The 258-nt window shown below is 60.9% G+C and carries 1 protein-coding gene; it reads right to left on the reverse strand.

From position 1 onward, the window contains the following. Window positions 1-258 (reverse strand): hypothetical protein (locus tag PZC42_RS21850; RefSeq protein WP_277214301.1); only part of this gene is annotated, 258 nt, incomplete at both ends.

A 258-nucleotide genomic window follows, 5' to 3' on the forward strand; every position in this document is an offset into this window, starting at 1 on the left:
GTGCGCGGAGCGACGAGTACGGCGGTCCTTCGGTTTCTTCTCAGACGGTTCGGCCTTGGGCGCCTCTTCCTTCTTCTCCTTCCTCGCGGTGGCCCATTCTTCCAAACGCTGCCGGAGCTTCTCGTACGGATGGCCCGCCTTCTCACCCACAGCCTCCTGGATCTCTTCGCCCTCCGTTTTCCCGTGCTGTCGGCTCTTTGATTTCGCAAACTGGCCAGACTTGTCCCTCTGGAGCCTCTCGTGCTGCTCCATGACAAG

The sequence above is a fragment of the Isoptericola croceus genome (assembly GCF_029382255.1).
In the GTDB taxonomy this organism is placed as follows: Bacteria; Actinomycetota; Actinomycetes; order Actinomycetales; family Cellulomonadaceae; genus Isoptericola; species Isoptericola croceus.